Source organism: Mesorhizobium sp. ES1-4, from assembly GCF_020164745.1.
Taxonomy (GTDB): domain Bacteria; phylum Pseudomonadota; class Alphaproteobacteria; order Rhizobiales; family Rhizobiaceae; genus Mesorhizobium.
Map to the genome: position 1 here is coordinate 200,176 of NZ_JAIUGV010000002.1, position 15,483 is coordinate 215,658.

Annotated in this window: 16 protein-coding genes; 11 read left to right on the plus strand and 5 right to left on the minus strand. The window is 64.1% G+C overall.

Going from position 1 to position 15,483, the window contains the following annotated elements; all coding sequences use genetic code 11:
* Positions 1–20 precede the first annotated feature (20 nt).
* Positions 21–1,802 (minus strand): chloride channel protein, encoded by a 1,782-nt coding sequence (locus LB556_RS04605; RefSeq protein ID WP_224564539.1) that lies wholly within the window; start codon positions 1,800–1,802, stop codon positions 21–23.
* A 307-nt stretch (positions 1,803–2,109) separates the two neighbouring features.
* On the minus strand, positions 2,110–2,409 hold the full coding sequence (locus tag LB556_RS04610; RefSeq protein WP_224564541.1) for a putative quinol monooxygenase: 300 nt from the start codon (positions 2,407–2,409) through the stop codon (positions 2,110–2,112).
* Positions 2,410–2,525: 116 nt separating this feature from the next.
* Here LB556_RS04610 and flhA point away from each other — a divergent pair, with 116 nt between their 5' ends.
* Genes flhA through LB556_RS04625 form a run of 3 tightly spaced genes read left to right on the plus strand, consistent with a single transcriptional unit; the run spans position 2,526 to position 5,747 of the window.
* Entirely contained in the window at positions 2,526–4,613 is a 2,088-nt protein-coding gene (gene flhA / locus LB556_RS04615) for a flagellar biosynthesis protein FlhA (RefSeq protein ID WP_224564543.1), read from the plus strand.
* Entirely contained in the window at positions 4,610–5,362 is a 753-nt protein-coding gene (fliR, locus tag LB556_RS04620) for a flagellar biosynthetic protein FliR (protein WP_224564546.1), read from the plus strand. Before flhA ends, fliR begins: the two co-directional genes overlap by 4 nt.
* Position 5,363: 1 nt before the next feature.
* Positions 5,364–5,747: a hypothetical protein gene (locus tag LB556_RS04625; protein WP_224564549.1), complete on the plus strand. Its 384-nt coding sequence runs from the start codon at positions 5,364–5,366 to the stop codon at positions 5,745–5,747.
* Between the two features lie 116 nt (positions 5,748–5,863).
* On the opposite strand, the gene LB556_RS04630 is transcribed toward LB556_RS04625, so the two are convergent.
* Entirely contained in the window at positions 5,864–6,382 is a 519-nt protein-coding gene (locus LB556_RS04630) for a cupin domain-containing protein (protein WP_224564552.1), read from the minus strand.
* Between the two features lie 250 nt (positions 6,383–6,632).
* Here LB556_RS04630 and LB556_RS04635 point away from each other — a divergent pair, with 250 nt between their 5' ends.
* The 4 genes from LB556_RS04635 (at position 6,633) to LB556_RS04650 (ending at position 8,642) form a co-directional block, all read left to right on the plus strand.
* The gene (locus LB556_RS04635; protein WP_224564555.1) at positions 6,633–7,175 is read left to right on the plus strand and encodes a rod-binding protein; all 543 of its coding nucleotides are present in this window, start codon (positions 6,633–6,635) and stop codon (positions 7,173–7,175) included.
* 13 nt (positions 7,176–7,188) lie between these two features.
* On the plus strand, positions 7,189–7,614 hold the full coding sequence (locus LB556_RS04640) for a hypothetical protein (RefSeq protein ID WP_224564557.1): 426 nt from the start codon (positions 7,189–7,191) through the stop codon (positions 7,612–7,614).
* 29 nt (positions 7,615–7,643) lie between these two features.
* On the plus strand, positions 7,644–8,165 hold the full coding sequence (locus tag LB556_RS04645; RefSeq protein WP_224564559.1) for a hypothetical protein: 522 nt from the start codon (positions 7,644–7,646) through the stop codon (positions 8,163–8,165).
* Positions 8,166–8,357: 192 nt separating this feature from the next.
* Positions 8,358–8,642, plus strand: coding sequence for an SCP2 sterol-binding domain-containing protein (locus LB556_RS04650; protein ID WP_224564561.1), 285 nt, complete (start codon positions 8,358–8,360; stop codon positions 8,640–8,642).
* An 82-nt stretch (positions 8,643–8,724) separates the two neighbouring features.
* Here the strand turns inward: LB556_RS04650 and LB556_RS04655 are convergent, their stop codons facing one another.
* Positions 8,725–9,396 carry a GNAT family N-acetyltransferase gene (locus LB556_RS04655; RefSeq protein ID WP_224564563.1) on the minus strand — a complete coding sequence of 224 codons (672 nt, stop codon included), beginning with the start codon at positions 9,394–9,396 and terminating at the stop codon, positions 8,725–8,727.
* Positions 9,397–9,557: 161 nt separating this feature from the next.
* Entirely contained in the window at positions 9,558–10,691 is a 1,134-nt protein-coding gene (odc2, locus tag LB556_RS04660; protein ID WP_224564565.1) for an ornithine/lysine decarboxylase, read from the minus strand.
* A gap of 541 nt (positions 10,692–11,232) precedes the next feature.
* Here odc2 and LB556_RS04665 point away from each other — a divergent pair.
* From LB556_RS04665 to LB556_RS04680, 4 genes are all read left to right on the plus strand, one after another.
* Positions 11,233–12,429 carry an amidase gene (locus tag LB556_RS04665; protein WP_224564567.1) on the plus strand — a complete coding sequence of 399 codons (1,197 nt, stop codon included), beginning with the start codon at positions 11,233–11,235 and terminating at the stop codon, positions 12,427–12,429.
* A 106-nt stretch (positions 12,430–12,535) separates the two neighbouring features.
* Positions 12,536–13,435 (plus strand): LysR family transcriptional regulator, encoded by a 900-nt coding sequence (locus LB556_RS04670; RefSeq protein ID WP_015315874.1) that lies wholly within the window; start codon positions 12,536–12,538, stop codon positions 13,433–13,435.
* Positions 13,436–13,589: 154 nt separating this feature from the next.
* The gene (locus LB556_RS04675) at positions 13,590–14,258 is read left to right on the plus strand and encodes a DUF1007 family protein (protein WP_224564569.1); all 669 of its coding nucleotides are present in this window, start codon (positions 13,590–13,592) and stop codon (positions 14,256–14,258) included.
* Positions 14,259–14,317: 59 nt separating this feature from the next.
* Positions 14,318–15,457 (plus strand): nickel/cobalt transporter, encoded by a 1,140-nt coding sequence (locus LB556_RS04680; RefSeq protein WP_224565066.1) that lies wholly within the window; start codon positions 14,318–14,320, stop codon positions 15,455–15,457.
* The last annotated feature ends 26 nt before the right edge of the window (positions 15,458–15,483 follow it).

Here is a 15,483-nt window from a genome sequence, read left to right on the forward strand (position 1 = left end):
ATTTCGAAGATCGCGGCGCCCTAGCCTTCGCCCGACAGGTCCCGCCGCGCCCTTTCGAGTTCCTCGGCGTAGCGCCGCATCAAATGACCCTCGGTCAGAAGACCGAGCACGATGTGGTCGGCGAAGTCCTCGACCACGGCCAGTTCCTCGGCGCCGGCGCGCTGGAAGGTCTCGGCGGCGGCCTGCACGTTCATGCTGGGCACCAGGACGGCATCCTTGAACTGGGCCAGATCGCGCACCGGCACCTCGCCCCCGGAGGGATCGCTGTGCAGTTCGGCCACGATCAGCATGCCGACATATTCATCGCCCGGGTCGACGGCGATCACGCGCTGGGCCGAGCCCAGCGGGAATTCGTCGCGGAAGGCGGCCAGCGTCTTCGAGGCATCGATGGTCTTGATGTCCTCGCGCATCATCGAGCCGACGGTCAGGCTGCGCATCCAGCCGACGTCGTGGGCGCTGCGGATCGTCTCGCCGCGCAGGTGGAAGCGCCACGTCGAGAACGAATAGCCGAAGGTCTCGCGCACCAGGATCGCCGCCATGATCGAAGCGGCCAGCACCACGCCGGTGAGCGTCAGGTCGCGCGTCGATTCCAGCGCCAGGAAGGTCATCGTCAGCGGGCCGCCGACGACGCCGACAGCGAGCGAGGTCATGCCGACGACGGCGGCGACGGAAGGGTCGATGCCGGTCGCCGGCGAGACGAACGCCATCACACCGGCGAACGCCTTGCCGAGCAGCGCGCCGAGGAAAAGCGACGCGAAGAAAAGTCCGCCGCGAAAACCCGACCCCAGCGAAACGGCGGAGGCGGCCAGCTTGAGGACGAAGACGCTGGCGACAACGGCCAGCCCATAGTTCATGGCGAATTCGCGATGCAGCGCGCCGTGACCGCTGGACAGCACCTGCGGCGTGATCAGGCTCAGCAGGCCGACCAGGACGCCGCCGATGACCGGGCGCAGCGAGGCATCGATCGAAAGCCGGTTGAAACTGCGCTCGATCAACGTCACCAGTTGCATGATGGCGATCGAGGCCGCGCCCCCGAGCAGGCCGAGCAGAAGGAACGGCACATACTGGCTGGGCGTCAGCGCGGGAAGGCCGGTAAGCTCCAGCGGGAACGGAACCCCGCCGAATACTTCCGCCGTCAGCGAGGCCGAAACCGCGGCGGTCATCACGGGCGCGACATTGGCGACCGAGTAGATGCCGATGACCAGTTCGAAGCCGTAGAAGGCACCGGTCAGCGGCGCATCGAAGGCGGCTGATATGGCGCCGGCGGCACCGCAGCCGACCAGGATTCGGACATCGTTGCGGCGCAGCCTGAATATCCGCGCCAACCGCGAGGCAACGCCGGAACCGACCTGCGTATAGCCGGCCTCCAGACCGACCGAGGCGCCGAAGCCGCTGGAGATCATCGTCTGACAGACGATGATGAAGGTGTCGGTCAGCGACATGCGCCCGCCATAGAGCGCGTTGGCCTCGATCGGATCGACAGGGGTTCGGAATTTGCGCTTTCTCAGCCAGATCACGCTCAGCCCGAGCAGGATGCCGCCGATTGCCGGAACCACCGCCTGCACCGGATCGGCGAGCGAGAACATGCCCGACAGACGCCCGCCGGGCTGGACGCCGAACAGCCGTCCGTGCAGGTCCTGCACGATCTGGCTCATCGCGGTGACCATTATGCCCGCCAGGACGCCGACAACGCCCGCCAGGATCACCACGGCGATGCCGCGCGCCTCCAGTAGAGGGACTGACCTCAAAAGCACCGCGCGCAGCCGGCGGGCGTAGACCTGGGGTTGGTTTCTGGAAAGCACCGGGGCGGCTCGCCGACATCAAAGGCAATGGAAGACCCGCCTGATACGCCGGGCGGCACGTCGTGACAACCACAATGCCGACATCAAAGGCGCCAATATGGCCGCGATGCCGCCCGATCCGGCCTTTCCCGCCTTGGGAGCGGAAAGCCACCGGCGCCGTGGTCAGTCAGGTATCGTCAGTGGACCGTAAATCGTCGTCGGCAACAAAGGCCGCCGTCAGGCGGTGGCTGGTCGGTGTTGCCACGGCCGACATGGCCGAGACCTGATTGCTTGCCGGCGGCTGGCAAGGGTCCTGGCGCCGGACCGCTCAGGTTGGCGTAGGGTCGCCGGCCTCGTAAAGCACGAGATTGCGCTCGCCGATACCAAGCCCCGGCCAGTTCGCACGCCACTCGGCGAGGTGCGGCGAGCGGAAATGCGCATCGAGTGCCGCCCTGCCGCGCCACACCTCGGTGACCCGGATCAAGCCGGGGTCAAATACATCCTGCGCATAGGAATATTCAAGACAGCCGTCCTCCGCGCGGCTGCCGCGAACCATCCGTTCCATCACCGGCCTTGCCTCGTCGAGCCTGTCGGGCGGCAGGCGGATCGTACCGATGATCAGGAGCATGGATTGTCCTTCCACGAGAGAGTCTGCCCTGCCACTCTCCCACCCTCGCGCAAGCTTGGCCAGCTACCCTCGCCGGGCTGTCGCATGCTCGGCAGCCCTATGGTTCGAGGACGAGAATGGCGATCAGCGAAAGCATCCAGCCCGGCGCGGTGGCCAAGAACGGCCGCGACATCTTCTTCGCGCTCGGCATCGTTGTCATCCTGGCCGTGCTGTTCCTGCCGATCCCGGCGTTTCTCATCGATATCGGCCTCGCCTTCTCGATCGCGCTTTCGGTGCTGATCCTGATGGTGGCGCTGTGGATCCAGCGGCCGCTCGATTTCTCCTCGTTCCCGACCGTGCTGCTCATCGCCACCATGCTGCGCCTGTCGCTCAACATCGCCACCACGCGCATGATCCTGTCGCACGGCAATGAGGGCACGCACGCCGCCGGCTATGTCATTGCCGGCTTTTCCAAGCTGGTGATGGCCAGCGACTTCGTCATCGGCCTCATCGTCTTCATGATCCTGATCGTGGTGAACTTCATCGTCATCACCAAGGGCGCCACCCGTATCGCCGAGGTCGGCGCCCGCTTTACCCTCGACGCCATCCCCGGCAAGCAGATGTCGATCGACGCCGATCTCTCCGCCGGCATGATCGATGACAAGACCGCGCAATTGCGCCGGCGCGAACTGGAGGAGGAATCTTCCTTCTTCGGCTCCATGGACGGCGCCTCGAAATTCGTGCGCGGCGACGCCATCGCCGGCCTCATCATCACCGCCATCAACATCGTCGGCGGCATCGCCATCGGCTACATCAGGCACGGTATGGGCATGGGCCAGGCCGCCGATGTGTTCATCAAGCTGTCGGTCGGCGACGGCCTCGTCACCCAGATCCCCGCGCTGATCGTTTCGCTCGCCGCCGGCCTGCTAGTTTCCAAGGGCGGCACCCGCGGTTCGGCCAACCAGGCGGTGTTCGGCCAGCTCGGCGCTCATCCGCGCGCCCTCTACGTGGCGGCCGCGCTGCTCGTGCTGCTCGGCCTGATGCCCGGCTTGCCCTTGTTCCCCTTCTTCGCACTGGCCGGCGGCATGGCCAGCCTCGGTTACGTCATCCCGATGCGCCACAACCGTGCCATCGCCGAAGCCGAGGCGCTGAAGGACCAGGAGAAGGCGACCAAGGCCGAGGAGGAGAAGAATTCGGTCAAGGCTTCGCTCGCCACCGCCGAGATCGAACTCCTGATCGGCAAGCAGCTTTCGACCCGGCTCCTGGTCTCGCATCAGGAACTGGTCTTCCGCATGTCCAAGATGCGCAAGAAATTCGCCCAGCAATACGGCTTCGTCGTGCCGGAGGTGCGCGTCGCCGACGACTTCGCCATCCCGCCGAAGAGCTACCAGATCAAGGTGCACGGCACCGTCGTTGCCGAATACCAGATGCGTGTCGGCGAGATCATGGTGTTGCTGGGCAGCCGCGAGATCCCCCAGATACCGGGCGAGGAGATCCGCGAGCCGGCCTTCGGCATGCGCGCCTATTCCGTGATGGAAACCTTCGCGGAGGATCTGAAGCGCGAGAACTACACCTTCGCCGACAACATGTCCGTGCTGCTCACGCATCTCTCGGAGGTCATCCGCAACAACCTGCCGCAGCTCCTTTCCTACAAGGACATGAAGGCGCTGCTCGAACGCCAGGACCAGGAATACCGCAAGCTCGCCGACGAGATCTGCACCACGCACATCTCCTATCCCGGCCTTCAGGCGGTGCTGAAGCTGCTGCTGGCCGAGCGTGTCTCGATCCGCAACCTGCACCTCATCATCGAGGCCATCGCCGAGATCGCGCCGCATGTGCGCCGCACCGAGCAGATCGTCGAGCATGTCCGCATCCGCATGGCCCAGCAGATTTGCGGCGACCTGTCGGAAGGCGGCGTGCTCAAGGTGTTGCGCCTCGGCAACCGCTGGGACCTTGCCTTCCACCAGAGCCTCAAGCGCGACGCCAAGGGCGAGGTGCGCGAGTTCGACATCGATCCGCGTCAGCTCGAGGAGTTCGGCCAGGACGCCACCAAGGCGATCAAGAAACATCTGGAAGCTGGAGAGCGCTTCGTGCTGGTTACAGCGCCCGACGCGCGCCCCTATGTGCGCATGATCATCGAGCGTCTGTTCACCACGCTGCCGGTGCTGTCCCACGTCGAAATCGCCAAGGGCGTCGAGATCAGGGTGCTCGGGACCATATCGTGAGCGTTCTCTCGCAAGCGGTCGTCATCGCGGCGTTCCTCGCCTTCTGCCGCATCGGCGCCTGCTTCATGCTGATGCCGGGCCTGTCCAGCGCTCGCGTCCCGGTGCAGGTCAGGCTCTTCGTGGCGGTCGCCGCCACCGGCGGCCTGCTCGCCTTCCTGTGGGACAAGATCTTTCCCTTCGTCGATCCGCGTCCGCAGATCCTGGTGCCGATGATCATCTCGGAACTCCTGGTCGGCGGGCTGATCGGCGCCATGACCAGGCTCTACATGGAAGCGCTTCGCTTCATGGGTTCGGCCATCGCCATGCTGATCGGCTATGGCGGCTCCGGCGGACCGGCGATCGAGGAGCCTGAACCGCAGGCGGCGCTTGCCGCGATCATCTCTTTCTCGGCGCTGCTGATGCTGTTCGTCTTCGACTTCGACCACGAGATAGTCCGCGCCCTGGTGACCTCCTACACGGTCGCGCCGGTCAACGTCTTCTTCAACCCGCAGTCAGCGCTGGTCGACGTCACCGACACCGTGTCGGACACATTCTTCCTGGTCATCCGCCTCGGCAGCCCATTCGTTGCCTATGCCATCCTGGTCAATCTGACGATCGGTTTCGTCAACAAGCTGACCCCGCAGATCCCGATCTATTTCATCTCCCAGCCCTTCGTCATCGCCGGCGGCATGCTGATCTTCTATTTCGCCGTCGGCACCATGCTGTCGCTGTTCGTCGACCGCTTCGTCGACCTCACGCTGGCGAGGTGACATGAGCACGCGCAAGGATCGTTTGAGGAAACTGGTCAAGGTGCAGGAGCAGTTGAAAGCGCTGCATGAAACCCGCCACGCCACCTTCGTCGCCGCGGCAAACGCCGCCGAGACCGAAGCCCGTGACTTGATCGGCCATTTCGACCTGGACAATTCCCTTTCCGGCCTGTTCCCCGATCTCTATCACCGCCGCATCGCCCAGGCGGTTGTGCGCCGGGAGGAGAGCCTTGAAAGCGCCAGGCAGGAAGCTGGCCTCATCGCCGCCGCCACCGCCCGCACCAACATGGTCGAGCGCGCCTACAAGGACGTGCGCAACCGGGACGAGCGCGAACGCTCCGATCGCGAGCGGCTGGACCTGATCGCGCAGAAGCGAAACGACGAATAGCGGCGGGTATCGGGCCTATTCGGTTTCGAAATTCTGGCGGATGAAGGAGCCCACGATGTCGAGAGCTTCGCTCGCGGCTTGGGTGCGTTACGATGCTCATGCCCTGCCTCGTGAAATCAAGGCTTGAGCAGTTCGGTGCGGAATTGCGGGGCGAGCGCAGCGGCTTTGGCGAGGAATGCGCCAAACTCGTCCTTGCTGAGCGCCGGCGCCGCGGCGGTGCGGCTTTCGACCGGCATGCCGACCCTGGCAAAGAACTCCTCCTGGCCAGCCGGTGCGCACAGGCATAGCATGCGCACAACCGATCCCGAAACATTCTTGAAGGAATGTGGGGCGTTGGCGGGAATGTTCACCGTCATGCCCGCCTTCGCCACCCGCTTTTCGCCGCGGAACGTGAACTCGATCTCACCTTCGATCAAATGGAACATTTCTTCGAAGTCATGCCGATGCGGGCCAGGCCCGCCGCCGTCGGGAACCATCATGTCGATCAGGCAGAAGTGTCCCCCGGTCTGTGCGCCGGAAAGAAGCACTGTGTATGTGTCCCCTACAACCGCCAGATGCGACAGGGATGGATCATCGGGATCGACGACCGACAGCTCGCGATCAAGGTTGTCTGCGGGGATTGTGGACTGAGGCATGGATGCTCTCCAGGTGGGGGTGGCGGGGATTATGTCCTCGCCACACTAGCAAGCCCGCGATCTCGGGCTAATGACGAAGCGGTGAAAATCCGTCCTTGCGGTTTTGCCGAGCCGGCAATTTTAGTTCTATGCACGAAGAAGGCATTGAACCGGCAAGCCTGCCACAAGCTTGTTGAGGCATGGTCCTGGCTAAGGAAACCCGGCAAAAGGCGGACTTTTCTTGGCGATCTCTCCACCCAGCGACATTGTGATGGATGTCGCCCGAGCTGCCGACCCGATGGATATCGAGGCTGCCCGCGCCGCGCTGACCAAGCGCGCCGGCGGCGTCGCCGGCACGTTTTCGGTCGACACCGCCGCATCTGTCGACGCCGGCGCGATCCTGTCGCGCGCGACGGCTGACAAGGCCGCCGCGACGGCCGACCCCGCCAAGAAGTTCAAGAAGTTCGAGGCGATGGTCCTGCAGACCTTCATCCAGAACATGCTGCCCAAGGATACCGAGGGCGTCTACGGCACGGGGCTCGCCGGCGACATGTGGAAATCGCAGCTCGCCGAGCGCGTCGCCGACGTCATGGCCGATCGCGGCGGCATCGGTATCGCCAAGTCGCTGCTCGCGGACCACTACCTCGACGGCAAGCGCAAGGTGCCGATCGGCCCGATTTCAAATGGACCGGAAAAGACCGAGATCGATCAGCAAACCCGTCTGTCCACCTCGCTCGTCCAGGAATTACAGCGCAAGGCCGCCAGGTCGATGACCGGCGACGAGACAACCATAAAAACAGACATCAAGATCTAGACTGGGAAACACCATGGCCGACTTATCCGAATTCACAGCCAACCTGCCAGCGCGCGCGACAGCGCCAGAATCGCCGATCCCGTTCGCGCGGCCCGGAAACCTCGCCGCCATCATCGGCCGCATCGAAGAGGTGGTCGAAGAAGAAACCGCCGGCATCCGCAATGACACAGGCTATGACCTCAAGGCGTCGAACGCCCGCAAGAGCCGGTATCTCTACGAATTGACCCGCGCCATGAAGGGCGGCAGCGAAGCCGAGTTCCTCGAGCAGCACCGCGAGGGCCTGACGCGGCTGCGCCAGAAACTGGCCAGAAACGAGGCCGCGATCCTGGCGCATCTGAGCGCCGTCAACGAGGTCGCTGGCCTGCTGCGCAGCGCCATCCAGCGCGCCGAAACCGACGGCACCTACTCCGCCGGTGAGTTCGGCAGGCTGAAAGGTTAGGACGCGGCGATGCCGGGCTCGGGTTCAAAATGATCAAGGTCATCGCCATAGCGGTCTGGATCTGCGCTGCAACGCTCGGCGCGGTGTTCTATTCGTTCCAGGCCGCCGGCGAACGCGGCGTCAGCGAGACACCCAAGCCGATGCTGGGCGGTCTGGACTACGTCAAGACGGACGTCATTTCGGTGCCGCTGATCCACGACTCCAGGATCGACGGCTACTTCCTGACCAAGCTCGTCTATACCGTGGAGCCGGAGCAGATAAAGAAGCTGTCGATCCCGGCCTCGGCGCTGATTACGGACGAGGTCTACGGTTATCTCTACGCCCATCCCCAGATCGATTTCACCAAGAAGGCGACGATCGACCTCGATGCCTTTCGCGCCGCTATCCGCGACACCGTCAACGCCCGTGTCGGCGCAACGCTGGTGCATGAGGTCCTGATCGACCAGGTCAATTTCCTGAGCAAGGATGAGATCCGCGACAACTGGCTGCGCCGGCGGCAGGATGCGAGCCCCCCCGCGCCCGAGACTTCCAAGCCGGTCAGCGCGCACTGAACGACCGGCATTGGCCGATGCCGCTGGTCCCGATAGCAGTCGGCGGTCGGCCCCGGTTCAGCAATTCGCGTTGACGTAAACGTCAATCCAAAGCTATATGCGGCAGCGAGCATGATCGCCATTGATGCCGCATTGCACTTCGGCTGGACCGAGTGCCATTGCGTGACAGATGCAACCAGACAGGAGAACAGCGTGAGCGTTCAGGAGATTGCCGAGAAGATCAAGTCGCGCGTGGCCAGCAGCGGGTTCGATCGTTCCGTGAAATTCGACACCGGCGGCGACGGCGTCATCGTCATCGACGGCTCAACCGTCTCGACCATGGATGCTCCCACCGACTGCACCATCAAGCTGTCGCTCGACGATCTGGATTCGCTGATCGCGGGCGACCTCAACCCGACCATGGCGTTCATGACCGGCAAGATAAAGGTCGAAGGCGACATGACCGTCGCCATGGCGCTGAGCCAGCTGATCGGTTGAACGCCGCCAGAAGCGGCTTCGAGATGAAAAAACGCCGCCTTTCCGGGCGGCGTTTGTCTGAAGGGCAGTCGCGCTTGCAGGCTCACGCCGCCAGGGTCGGCGCCTGTGCCTTGAGCTTGCGGCTGGATGCCTTCAGCGTGCCCGCGGCGCCGTCAAGCGCTCCCTCCACCAGTTCCAGCGCCAGCAGGCGGTGCCGCTCGTAAGGTCCCGGCATGGCGAGGGCACCGGTCCTGGCGGCCGAAAAGCCGAAGCGGCCATAGTAGGGCTCGTCACCGACCAGCAGGATCGCCGCGTGTCCAAGGCGCGTCGCCTCGGCCACGGCATGCCGCATCAGCGCCGAGCCGATGCCGGCACTCTTGAGCGCCGGGTCGACGGCGAGCGGGCCAAGCAGCAGCGCTGCCGGACCACCCTCGCCCAGGGTGACATCCCATAGCCGGACCGTGCCGGCCACGCCGCCCGAGACATCGCGCGCCACGAAAGCCAAGCCCTCCGAGGGCCGGCGGCCGCGCCGCAGCTTCTCCGACGATTTGGTCCTGCGCTTCGGCCCCATGGCGTCGTCGAGCAGCGCCTCGCGGGCCGCGACGTCATCAGCGGTTTCGGCAACGACGACAATGGCGCGGACACTCTCCCCCCTCGAGGGGGAGATGTCGCCGAAGGCGACAGAGGGGGTCGCCGCGCGTGAAACGCTGGCCCCATATGGTCCAAGAGAGGTCGAGGCAGCTGAGACGACCCCCTCTGGCCACTGCGTGGCCATCTCCTCCTCAAGGGGGGAGATTCCGCGCGCGGCGTCCTCAACAACGAAATTTGCAATGTCCATTTCCGCGGTCCCTTCACGAGCGGAGATATGTTCCACAGGCGAGCCCAAGCGGGCGGCAGCCGCCCACCTGGGATGATCTGACCGGTTCTTTCGAACCGTCAGATCACGTAGGATCGGAGAGGCTCGAAGCCGTTGAAGGCGACCGCCGAATAGGTGGTCGTGTAGGCGCCGGTGCCTTCGATCAGCACCTCGTCGCCGATGGTCAGCGACAAAGGCAGCGGATACGGCGTCTTCTCGTACATGACGTCGGCCGAATCGCAGGTCGGGCCGGCGAGCACGCAAGGCGCGGTCTCCGAGCCGTCATGCGCGGTGACGATCGGGTAGCGGATCGCCTCGTCCATCGTCTCGGCCAGACCGCCGAACTTGCCGATGTCGAGGAATACCCAGCGTACATTGTCGTTGTCGGCCTTCTTCGAGATCAGCACGACTTCCGACTTGATGACGCCGGCATTGCCGACCATGCCGCGGCCCGGCTCGATGATCGTCTCGGGCAGCGCGTTGCCGAAATGCTTGCGCAGCGCCGAGAAGATTGCCTGGCCGTAGGCCTGCGCCACCGGCACGTCCTTCAGGTAACGGGTCGGAAAGCCCCCGCCCATATTGACCATCTTGAGGACGATGCCTTCGTCGGCCAGCGTCGAAAACACCTTCTTGGCGTCGGCGAGCGCACGGTCCCATGCGGTCAGGTCGGTCTGCTGCGAGCCGACATGGAACGACACGCCATAGGCATCGAGGCCAAGGCCCTTGGCATGGCGCAGCACGTCGACGGCCATGGCCGGCACGCAGCCGAACTTGCGCGACAGCGGCCATTCGGCGCCTTCGCCGTCGGTCAACACGCGGCAGAAGACGCGCGCGCCGGGAGCGGCACGGGCGATCTTCTCGACTTCCTCGACGCAGTCGACCGCGAACAGCCGGATGCCGAACTGATAGGCGCGTGCGATGTCACGCTCCTTCTTGATGGTGTTGCCGAAGGAGATGCGGTCCGCCGGCGCACCGGCGTCCATCGCCATCTCGACTTCGGCAACGGAAGCGGTGTCGAAGGACGAGCCCATCGCAGCAAGGAGGCGCAGGATTTCCGGCGCCGGGTTTGCTTTCACCGCATAGTAGATCTTGGAATCGGGCAGAGCCTTCTCGAAGGCGCGGAAATTGTCGCGCACGACATCGAGGTCGACGACGAGGCAGGGGCCGGACGGACGTCGGGTGGCGAGGAAGTCGAGGATGCGCTGTGTAGCCATCGGGTTTCTCCAACACGCCTTTCGGCGCGCACAAGGGTGCGGACGCGGGCTGTCGGCCTCGCGAACACGCGGTCAAACAAAGGCGGGACGGAAAATTCATGGAACCAGCCGGTGGAGACCCCGGAACCATGAAACGCCGTCTCGCGGCGATGAACCTCAGCCTTGCCCGGCTTCGGTCCGCTTTGTCTGCCTTGGCTTGGATTGGGAGAACCCCGTTCCGCACTGCCGGCAATGAAGGTGTGCCTCTTCAGTAACCCCGGTCTTTGGACAACCGGCAGAGAACCAGAAAGGCCCGCACCGTCGTTGCTTCAAGGTGTCCTCGGTCTGGCGGTTGGCCGCTAAACCGACTGGAGGGGTTAGCTCCAGTTACCTTACCGATTGCCCTCACCATTCGAGGATCGGCGGACACCCACAGGCACGTGCGACTTTGGGCAAGCGCGATATAGGGGCGAAGCATTTCACAATCAATAAAAATCGTATCCCAGGTTGTAAAATTCCTGGCATCGAACAATGTTGGTGCAACGTATCCGGATATCGAACGATGACAGGCACGCACGGCCCCTTCAACGCCTTTCTCGACCTTCGCCAGATGCCGGTGGCGCATGCCGAACTTGGCCCCCTGGCCGGCCTGCGGCTGGCGGTCAAGGACATTTACGACGTTGCCGGCTACCGTACCGGTTGCGGCAATTTGTCGAAATTCGCCGAGGGTCACGCCGCGTCGCGCACGGCTCCCGCCGTGCAGATGATTCTCGATGCCGGCGCGCGTTTCATCGGCAAGACCCAGACCGACGAACTCGCCTTCGCCCTGTTCGGCCAGAACGCGCATTTTCCGTTTCCGGTGAACCCCGCGGCTCCCGACCGCGTGACCGGCGGCTCGTCGTCGGGCTCGGCGGCGGCGGTGGCGGGCAGGCTGGCCGACATCGCTACGGGGTCCGACACCGGTGGTTCGATCCGCGCGCCGGCGAGTTTCTGCGGACTGATCGGCCTGCGCGCCACGCATGGCCGCATTTCCCTCGATGGCGCCATGCAGCTGGCGCCAAGTTTCGACACCTTCGGCTGGTTCGCCGACGACATCGAAACCTACGAAACCGTCGGCAAGCTTCTGCTTGGCCGCGACCCGCACCAGCATCCGCTCGAGCGCCCGCTGACCCTCGGCTGGCTCGACGACATGGTTGCCCGGCCGGCGCTCGCGGAATATGCGGGAATGAAGGCGTTGGCGGGCGCGGTGTTCGGCGCGCCGGCGACGCCAGCGACGCGCTTCAGCTCTCCCCCGGATGAACTCTACTGGTGCTTTCGCCGGCTGCAGGCCAAGGAGGCCTGGGCGGTGCATGGCGAATGGATCAGCAGCGGCGAGCGCGACCTTGGTCCAGGCGTCGAGGAGCGTTTCGGCTTCGGCCGTACTGTCGACGACCGCACGGCACAGGCCGAGAAAGTCCGCCGGCTGACCTTTCGCGGCGAATTGAGCGCCCTGCTCGGCAAGGACGGATTCCTTATCCTGCCGACGGTGCCGGGCCCGGCGCCTTATGTCGACAGCACGCCGGAGCAGTTCCAGGCCTATCGCGAGCGCGCCTTGCATCTCCTATGCCTGGCCGGACTGTCCGGCTTCCCGCAGATCACCTTGCCGATCGGCTCGGTCGCCGGCGCACCGTTCGGGCTTTCGCTGCTTGGCCCTTCCGGTAGCGACATTGCCCTGATACGGCTCGGCCGGAAACTTCTCATGCATGTCGCGCAAAAGTGACCTCGGTTTTGCGGCGACGACACGCATCAAACAAAAACGCAAAAGCGCGTCGCATGAATCCGCTTCGACGCAACGCGCTTTGGACGCAGCACAAAGAGCCTGAACAATGGATACACTGACCCGCATGCGCGCCTTCATCGACGTCGTCGAGGCCGAGGGATTTTCAGCCGCGGCGCGCAAGATCGGCCGCTCCAAGGCGCTGCTGTCGAAATATGTGCGCGAGTTGGAGGACGAGCTCGGCGCGCTGCTGCTGAACCGCACCACGCGCCAGTTCTCGATGACCGAGGCCGGCCACACCTACTACCGTCGCGCCTCGGAGATCGTGCGTGAAGTCGACAGCCTGGCCGACGCCGTGCGCGAATCCTCCGGCGACGTGCGCGGCCGCATCAAGCTGTCGGCGCCGCGCACTTTCGCCGACGCGCCGATCGGCCAGTCGCTGATCGACTTCGCCAAGCAGTATCCCGATATCGTGCTCGACATCCAGCTCGACGACCGCTTCGTCGATCTGGTCGAGGAAGGCTTCGACCTCGCGGTGCGCATCTCGCGCCTGGAGAACTCCTCGCTGATCGCCAGGCGGCTGGCGCCGTTTTCGATCAAGCTCTGCGGCTCTCCCGAACTCATCGCCAAGCATGGCATGCCGACGCGGCCGCAGGATCTCGGCCACATGCCCTGCATCGTCGACACCAATGGCCGCGGATTGAACAACTGGCCGTTCAAGGGTGACAATGGCGACCCGGTGAGCATCGCCGTGTCGGGCCCGATCGAGGTCAACAGCCCGATGGCGGCACGCGCCGCGGCCTTGTCGGGCCTTGGATTTTGCATCCTGCCGGATTTCATCGCCGCGCCCGACCTCAAGAGCGGCCAATTGGTGGCGGTGCTCGACGACCGTATCCTGTCGGGCGGCGGCATCTTCGCCGTCTATCCGCATCGCCGTTACCTGCCGGCGAAGGTGCGCGTTTTCGTCGACTTCCTGGTGCAATGGTTCAGGACGCGCGAGAGCGCCTGACCCCAGATAGGGCGCGGCGCGGCTCTCATGGGTGCGTGTCGCTGCTCCAAAACTTCGCGCACTTTTGGGTGACATGCGCCCGCAGTCCCAATTTCGCCCCCTTTCTGGTAACCTTCGACAGCTCTCTCGAAAGCCAGGGGAATCGCGACCGGGAATGCATTTGAAACGGCACGTAATCATGCTGGCTTCGGCCTTGGCGGCGACTTTTGCCGCAACGGGACCTGCGGAGGTGCATCCGCACGTCTTCGCCGAGGCACGCCTCGACGTGATCCTGTCCCCGGATCACCAAAGCGTGAAAGCGTTGCGCCATCTGTGGCGCTTCGACGACCTGTTTTCGAGCACGGTGATGATGGAATTCGACAAGAACTCCGACCTGAAGCTTGATGACAAGGAGCTGAAGGAGGTCGCCGATACCGTCCATGCCTCGCTGGCCGAGTTCAATTATTTCCAGCTGGTCACGCAGAACGGCAAGGACGTGACGATGGTGCCGCCACCGCATCTGATGGCCAATTTCGACAACGACCAGTTGATTATCCTGTTCGAGTCCGAACCCAAGGTACCGATCAAGCTGACCGGCACGATCGACATCGGCGTTTACGATCCGACCTTCTACACGGCGATCGACTTCACCGAGGATTCCAACATCTCTGTCGAGGGCCTGCCGTCGAACTGCACGAGCAAGGTCGTCCGGCCGGACCCGGACGAAGCGATCAAGGAAAACCAGAAGACCCTGACGGATGCCTTCTTCAACGATCCGACAGGCACCGACATGAGCAAGATCTTTGCCACCAAGCTCGAACTGACCTGTCAGCCAGAAGGATAGATCCGGTGAATCTGATCGGGAACCGTTCGAAACCGTCCCTGCGTTTGGCACTCGGCCTGATGGCCCTCGCCTTTGCCATGATGCATTTCGCCAATGCCGCGCACGCCCAGAGCTCGCTCGGCATCGGCGTCAATGACGGCATGGCGCCGACCACCGGCCCGTTCGCCCACATCCTGATGTGGATCAATCTGAGGCAACAGGAATTCTACCGTTCGCTCGCGGCAGCCATGAAGGCGATGCGCCAGGACGGCAGCAAGATCTGGATGCTCGTCGGCCTGTCCTTCGCCTACGGCATTTTCCACGCCGCCGGCCCCGGCCACGGCAAGGCGGTGATCTCCTCCTACATGGTGGCAAACGAAGTGGCGCTGAAGCGCGGCATCCTGTTGTCCTTCGTTTCGGCGCTGCTGCAGGGCCTGACCGCGATCCTCGTGATGCTGCTCGCCTATTTCGTCCTGCGCGGCACCACCGTCTCGATGACCGATGCGGCCTGGTTCATGGAGATCATGAGCTTTGCCCTGGTCACCCTCTTCGGCGCCTGGCTTTTGTGGCGCAAGCTGAGTCCAGCCGTCCTGCGCCTGTTTCGCAAGCGACCCGCCTACAGCCTGTCGGCCGCTCACGCCGGCCATTCCCATGCCGGCCATTCCCATGCCGGTCATTTGCATGCCGGTCATTCGCACGGCGCCGCCCACGCGCATTCGGCGCAAGCTCATGCCCACGCGCTGCACGCGCATGACGATCAAGACCATGTGCATGACCACTCTCATCATGACCATGGCACGCACGATCATGGGCATCATGACCATGCCGCGGGCGAAGTCTGCGAAACCTGCGGCCACTCGCATGCACCCGATCCGGCGCTGCTTTCGGGTGACCGCTTCGATTGGCGCACGGCGTGGTCGGCGGTGGCGGCGGTCGGCATCCGTCCCTGCTCCGGCGCGCTGATCGTGCTGAGCTTCGCGCTGCTCAACGGACTCTGGCTCGGTGGCCTTCTGTCGGTGCTGGCGATGTCGATTGGAACCGCCATCACCGTTTCGGCGCTGGCGACGATGGCCGTGACCGCCAAGAACTGGGCGGTGTATTTCGCCGGCGACGGCCGCATGGGCAACAGCATCCATTCGATCGTCGAGATCGGCGGCGCCGCCTTTGTCTTCCTGTTCGGACTGCTGTTGCTGTCAGCGAGCTTGACGGGCGGCGTCTAGAGCATGATGCCAAAAAGTATGAAGCG

What these genes read in the sequence shown, in the direction of transcription:
- LB556_RS04610 (WP_224564541.1), bottom strand. Translation starts at nt 2,409, where the DNA reads ATGCTCCTGATCATCGGTACGATCCGCCTGCCGCCCGACAGGCTCGAC.
- flhA (WP_224564543.1), top strand. Translation starts at nt 2,526, where the DNA reads ATGGCGATCAGCGAAAGCATCCAGCCCGGCGCGGTGGCCAAGAACGGC.
- LB556_RS04625 (WP_224564549.1), top strand. Translation starts at nt 5,364, where the DNA reads ATGAGCACGCGCAAGGATCGTTTGAGGAAACTGGTCAAGGTGCAGGAG.
- LB556_RS04630 (WP_224564552.1), bottom strand. Translation starts at nt 6,382, where the DNA reads ATGCCTCAGTCCACAATCCCCGCAGACAACCTTGATCGCGAGCTGTCG.
- LB556_RS04635 (WP_224564555.1), top strand. Translation starts at nt 6,633, where the DNA reads ATGGATGTCGCCCGAGCTGCCGACCCGATGGATATCGAGGCTGCCCGC.
- LB556_RS04640 (WP_224564557.1), top strand. Translation starts at nt 7,189, where the DNA reads ATGGCCGACTTATCCGAATTCACAGCCAACCTGCCAGCGCGCGCGACA.
- LB556_RS04645 (WP_224564559.1), top strand. Translation starts at nt 7,644, where the DNA reads ATGATCAAGGTCATCGCCATAGCGGTCTGGATCTGCGCTGCAACGCTC.
- LB556_RS04655 (WP_224564563.1), bottom strand. Translation starts at nt 9,396, where the DNA reads ATGGCCACGCAGTGGCCAGAGGGGGTCGTCTCAGCTGCCTCGACCTCT.
- odc2 (WP_224564565.1), bottom strand. Translation starts at nt 10,691, where the DNA reads ATGGCTACACAGCGCATCCTCGACTTCCTCGCCACCCGACGTCCGTCC.
- LB556_RS04665 (WP_224564567.1), top strand. Translation starts at nt 11,233, where the DNA reads ATGACAGGCACGCACGGCCCCTTCAACGCCTTTCTCGACCTTCGCCAG.
- LB556_RS04670 (WP_015315874.1), top strand. Translation starts at nt 12,536, where the DNA reads ATGGATACACTGACCCGCATGCGCGCCTTCATCGACGTCGTCGAGGCC.
- LB556_RS04675 (WP_224564569.1), top strand. Translation starts at nt 13,590, where the DNA reads ATGCATTTGAAACGGCACGTAATCATGCTGGCTTCGGCCTTGGCGGCG.
- LB556_RS04680 (WP_224565066.1), top strand. Translation starts at nt 14,318, where the DNA reads ATGGCCCTCGCCTTTGCCATGATGCATTTCGCCAATGCCGCGCACGCC.